The sequence below is a fragment of the Bariatricus sp. HCP28S3_D3 genome, assembly GCF_052065755.1.
Taxonomy (GTDB): domain Bacteria; phylum Bacillota; class Clostridia; order Lachnospirales; family Lachnospiraceae; genus Allocoprococcus.
On the sequence record NZ_JBQHTK010000061.1, the window covers coordinates 1 to 5,949 of the forward strand.

5 protein-coding genes are annotated in these 5,949 nt (G+C 38.8%); all 5 read right to left on the reverse strand.

Going from position 1 to position 5,949, the window contains the following annotated elements; translation table 11 throughout:
* Nucleotides 1-373 precede the first annotated feature (373 nt).
* Nucleotides 374-1,354 carry an ABC transporter ATP-binding protein gene (locus ACTNB3_RS17485; RefSeq protein WP_441027226.1) on the reverse strand — a complete coding sequence of 327 codons (981 nt, stop codon included), beginning with the start codon at nucleotides 1,352-1,354 and terminating at the stop codon, nucleotides 374-376.
* Between the two features lie 11 nt (nucleotides 1,355-1,365).
* A complete protein-coding gene (locus tag ACTNB3_RS17490; RefSeq protein WP_427820890.1) occupies nucleotides 1,366-2,343 on the reverse strand; it encodes an ABC transporter ATP-binding protein in 978 nt (325 codons plus the stop codon).
* Entirely contained in the window at nucleotides 2,336-3,196 is an 861-nt protein-coding gene (locus tag ACTNB3_RS17495) for an ABC transporter permease (RefSeq protein WP_427820889.1), read from the reverse strand. The genes ACTNB3_RS17490 and ACTNB3_RS17495 overlap by 8 nt, the downstream gene beginning before the upstream one ends.
* Before the next feature lie 10 nt (nucleotides 3,197-3,206).
* On the reverse strand, nucleotides 3,207-4,160 hold the full coding sequence (locus ACTNB3_RS17500) for an ABC transporter permease (RefSeq protein ID WP_427808861.1): 954 nt from the start codon (nucleotides 4,158-4,160) through the stop codon (nucleotides 3,207-3,209).
* Nucleotides 4,161-4,231: 71 nt separating this feature from the next.
* On the reverse strand, nucleotides 4,232-5,815 hold the full coding sequence (locus tag ACTNB3_RS17505; RefSeq protein ID WP_441027228.1) for an ABC transporter substrate-binding protein: 1,584 nt from the start codon (nucleotides 5,813-5,815) through the stop codon (nucleotides 4,232-4,234).
* Between the last annotated feature and the right edge of the window lie 134 nt (nucleotides 5,816-5,949).

A 5,949-nucleotide genomic window follows, 5' to 3' on the forward strand; every position in this document is an offset into this window, starting at 1 on the left:
TCGCGACAGCTATATTAGATTATCACATCTTCAAGCTTCTGTCAAGACTTTTTTATTTTTCTTTTTTGCCGATCCGTTCTTCGGAACTCTGTTCTTCAGAGCGACAGCTTAGATAGATTATCACATCTCTCGACGTTTGTCAACAACTTTTTTCTTATCATACTTCTGCATGCCGCCCCCTGGCCTCTGTCTCAGCCCTTTCGGAAATCAGTTATGACCCGCTGCCCGGAGTCTAATTTCTGATTCCTATCCGGTCAACGAGTCATATCTTACCATTCCATTTCAGAATTGTCAATACTGAATATTTATTTCGCGCAATTCAGTCAATTTACACAATTTCATTTGATTGTTAATTACATTTGAAACACTAAATTCAGTTCACATTTTCCACTCTATGACAAGCGACATAGTGTCCTTTATCAAATTCACGTAATTTCGGACATTCTTCTTTACATCTTTGTGTCGCATATGGACATCTTGGTGCAAAATGGCAACCTTCCGGCACATCCATAGGGCTCGGCAATTCTCCTTGCAGTTTTATTCTTTCTCGTTTTCTTGCCGTCTCAGGATCCGCAATAGGTATAGCCGAAAGCAATGCCTGCGTATATGGATGGAGCGGATTCTCATACAATTCATTGCTTGTTGTCACTTCAACAAGGTTTCCAAGATACATAACTCCGATTCGATTACTTATATAACGCACCATTGACAAGTCGTGAGCTGCAAATAAATAAGTAAGTCCAAATTCATTTTGCAAGTCTTCCAGCATATTAACTACTTGAGCCTGAATCGACACATCTAGAGCCGCAATCGGTTCATCGCACATAATAAATTCCGGATTCACACTTAGTGCCCTTGCTATTCCGATTCTTTGTCTCTGTCCTCCCGAAAACTCATAAGGAAACTTTATCAAGTCTTCACTTTTCATACCCACTTTATATAAGAGATATTCCATACGTTCTTTTCTCTCGGCAGAATTCATCCCAATCTGTTTTAATGGCTCTTCCAGAATTTCTTCTACATTCCAAAAAGGATTCAATGCAGAATAAGGATCCTGAAAAATAATCTGCATCTTGTTTTGGAACTGTTTCATTTGTGAAGGTTTCGCAGTTGTGATATCATGTCCCTTATAAGTAAGTGTCCCTCCGGTCACATCATACATACGTATCATTGTTCTTCCAAGCGTTGATTTTCCACATCCGGATTCGCCTACAAGTCCAAACGTTTCCCCTTTTCGAATATCCAAATCTATGTTGTCAACAGCTTTCACGTACTGTGTCTTTCCGCCCAGAAATTTTTTGACAGGAAAGTACTTTTTCAAGCCTTTAGCTGAAATCAATATTTCTTGATTCATCACATTTCCTCCTATTCCTGTTCATTTAAAAAGCACATAGCACGATGTGTTTCGCTATAGTTTTTATACTTCGGCATTTCTTTATAACAGCGTTCCGTCGCATATTCACACCGTTCCGCAAAAGGACAGCCGACCGGAGGATCTATCAATGATGGCGGTACTCCGTCAATCGACTGAAGCCTTTCACCTTCTTTTAAATCCAGTGAAGGAATGGCACGCAATAGTGCTTTCGTATAAGGATGCTTTGGATTATAGAAAATCTCATCTGTCATTCCATTTTCCATAATCAATCCGCCATACATAATTGCAATTTTACTGCAGACAGTCGCAACCACTCCCATATCATGTGTGATAAGCACAATCGATGTGTGATATTCTTGTTCCAATTCTTTAAGCAGGTCAAGAATCTGAGCCTGAATCGTCACATCCAATGCGGTTGTCGGTTCATCCGCAATCAACAGCTGCGGTTCGCAGGCTAACGCCATTGCAATCAAAACACGCTGTCGCATACCTCCAGAAAATTCATGCGGGTATTGCTTAATTCTTTGCTCAGGAACTGGTATTCCTACTTTGCGAAGCATTTCAATTGCTTTTTCTTTCGCTTCCTGTCTGGACAGATTGCTATGGCGCAAAATAACCTCTTCCAACTGACTTCCAATCTTCTTAAGCGGATTCAACGCTGTCATTGGATCCTGAAAAATCATCGTCATCTCTTTGCCTCGGAGCTTGCGATATTCTTCCGCACTCAGTCCAGCTAATTCTTTTCCATTCAACTTCAAAGAATCGTATTCTACTTTGGCATTTTCCGGCAAAATACCCATAACCGCTTTCATTGTAACAGATTTTCCACTTCCGGATTCGCCTACAATTCCCATGATTTCACCTTTTTCTACGGAAAATTCGACTCCTCTGACAGCTTGCACTTCTTGCCCCCGGCTTTTGAATATAGTTTTTAAATTTTTAACTTCTAATACCAACTCTTTACTCATTACTTTCACCTGCCGTTATCTTAGGCTCAACATATACACGAAGTACGTCACCTAATTTGTTAAATGAATATACCGTTAAAATAATTAATATACCTGGTAAAATTGCCATATACGGAGCTTTTTGCAGGTATTGCTGTGAGCTTTGCAGCAAGCTTCCCCAACTAGACATTGGTGCCGCAACTCCAAGTCCCAGGAAGCTCAGTGAACTTTCTGTCATGATGGCATTTGCAATTTCTGCTGTTGCTGCTGTGATAATTGTCGGAAATACAGCCGGCAAAACCTGTTTCACAATAACCATCATTGGATGAACACCTATGAATTTTGCATATTGCACATATTCTCTTTCCTTTGCAGACAAAACTTCCGATCGAACAAGTCTCGCAATTCCCATCCAGCTGAACAATCCGATAACAATGATAATTGATGCAATTCCTTTTTTGAACAACAAGCTCACCACTGTTACCATAATGATCCATGGAATTGCGGAGAATACATCGACAATCCTCATGAGTATACTGTCAACCAGACCACCGAAATATCCGGCAATCATCCCAACCATCACTCCGATTACGATGGATGTGACCATCGCGAGTACACCAACCACTAAAGATACACGACCGCCATAGAGAACACGTACCAGATAATCTCTTCCCAGTTCATCTGTTCCAAACCAGTGTTCGGCTGATGGTCCGCTTAATTTGTTTACAACATCGATTGCATCCGGATCCACATTACAGAACACAATGAAAATACTGATCAAAATAATAATTATCAAATATGCAGCTGCAAACATAGCTTGTCCGTTATGTCTGAACTCATATTTGACATTTTCCCATCTTCTATTCGTTTTCATACTCTCTCCTCTATTGCATAGATTTAATCCGCGGGTCTGTTATACAGTAGAGAACATCTGAAAGTAAATTTCCCAAAATAACTAATGTACCGGAAAGGACAAGAACTGCCATAATAATCGGATAATCCATAGCTGAAATTGCTTTTACAAAATAAGAACCTATTCCCGGCCACGAAAAAATAGTCTCTGTAATAACAGCTCCGGTTACAAGCATCGGTAACGCCATACCCAGCTTCGTAATCAACGGAATCAATACATTTTTGCTTACATGTTTAAATAGAATTTCTGATTTCTTCGCTCCAAACGACTGCTGTACAATAACATAATCTTCTTTAAGCTGAGAAATAGTTGATCCTCTCACATAACGTGTCAAATCAGGTAAAAATCCAATTGTTAATACCATATAAGGCATTGCAAAATGCTGAAGATAATCAATCATACTGTTTTCCAGCCCAATGGTATGCATTCCCATTAATGGAAAGATTTTAAATTTATATCCAAGGAAATACATCATGATCATCGCGATCCAGAATGTAGGTGTCGCTATTCCAATCGAGCAAAAACCGTCAATAATCTTATCCGGCCATCTTCCTTTATTGCTTCCCGCTATCAATCCTAATACAATGGCAAGAAAATATGCAGTTAAATAGGACGGAAGGACTAATTTGATCGTACCTGGTATACGAATCTTGAGATCATATTTAATGCTTGTATGTGATAAAAGAGAATTTCCAAATTCCCCCTGCACAATCTTTCCAAGCCACTTCACGTACTGAACCGGTATTGGATCGTTAAGTCCATATTCTTCTCTTTTTGCCTCAAGCTCTTCTTCAGTCATGCTGTCAGTTCTTAAAGCATCGACTGCATCATATGGCGCCAGATTGATCAATGTAAAACAAATCATAGTTACCAGTATCAAAAGCGGAACGGCCTGCAAAATACGTTTTACGATATATTTTAACATTTAATGACTCCTTTCTCTCACATGAATTAAAGGGAGGTGTCTCCACCTCCCTCTGCTCTAACATAATCATGTTATTTCAGTGTTAACTTAGAGTAATCACCAAATGTGTAAATCGGTGCAAATTTAGCTTCTTCCAAACCACCAACACGTGCATTTGTCACAAGTGTTCTTAAGTTTGTTCCAAATGGATAGAAAATTGCCTCTTCTGAAATTGCTCTTTGAAGTTCATTATAAATCTCTTTACGTTCGGCTTCATCCAAAGTAGCGTTACCTGCAACAAATAACTGATCCACTTTTTCACTGTTGTACATAATCATATTATCCTTTGTAGTCATGAATAATGAAGAATACATATCCGGATCAACACCCATTACATAACCACCAAGGAAGATATCATGTTCTTTATCCTCTGGATCATAAGCTGTACTCATATAGCCCGCCCAGTTTACACCAGTCAATTCAGCAGTAATTCCAATTGCTTTTAATTCTGCCTGAATTGCAAGAGCCATGTTAGTCTGAACACTATCTTCTTCAACATAACAGATTTTAATTGCCTTCGATCCGTTCGCTGTTAATTCTTTTGCTTTTTCTACATCCTGATCCCATTTTTCAACATCATCTGTATAGTAAGCGCTTGTGTACGGCAAGAAAGAATATCCAAGATTATAGAATGAAGGATCTGTATATGCTGCTGTCATAATCTCATCACGATTCAGAGCATATAAAATACCTTCACGATATTCTTTATTGCTCATTGCCTCTGTATTTGGATTTAATCTCAAGTACGCAACACGACCTTCGCTATAATTTGTGATATTAAATGCCGGATTGTCATTATATGGATCTAACATATCCGGTGTTCCAATCCATGCATCCACTTCTCCATTCTGAAGTGCCAGAGTAGCCGTATCATCTTTTTCAATTATTTTAAAGACAATTGTATCAATATTTGCCTCTCCACATCCATAATTTGGGTTTTTCGTAAATTTCAAGTACTGACCTGTTACATATTCTTCCAGTTTATAAGGTCCTGAACCCACAACTTCTTCTTCAAGCATATTGACATCGAAAGATCCTCTTCCTTCAAAAATATGTTTTGGCAGAATACTTACTTCTGATGATAAAAGTTCAAATGCACTTGCACAAACTGACGGCAATGTAAATGTAACAGTTGTGTCATCTACCTTTTCCACTTTAATCGGCTGGTTATCGACATAAAGATTTTGACCCTGTGCGTTGATACTGTCATATGTATATACAATATCATCTGCTGTCAACGCTTCGCCATCACTCCATTTCAGACCTTCCTTCAATTTCATTGTGTATACAAGTCCATCTTCAGAAGCTTCCATGCTTTCAGCCAGTATATAATTTACAGATCCGTCAGCGTTGATATAATATGCCGGTGAATATAACAAATGACAAGTCATCAGACCAAATCTGTCATCCGCTGTTGACGGATTCAGAGTATTACCGGTATCTCCACCGATTGCATACGTGAAAACGCCATCAACGCCAGCTACCCCAGATTCTGAATTTTCTGTTGTTTCCTGTTTTTTCTGAGTTTCTTCTGTGCTGCTTTTTCCACCACATCCGGCAAGCATGGCTACTGACATGGTAAGACATAATAACACACTTACAATACGTTTTTTCATATTTTTCCTCCATTTTCTTTTGGGGTAGTGTCAAAAACTACCTGTTTTTTTGTTCCAAAATTCAATAAAAACCTTGATTTTATGGGAGAATGCAAATAAAAAGAGCATTGACCTCCCTTTTTCTGGTATAATGT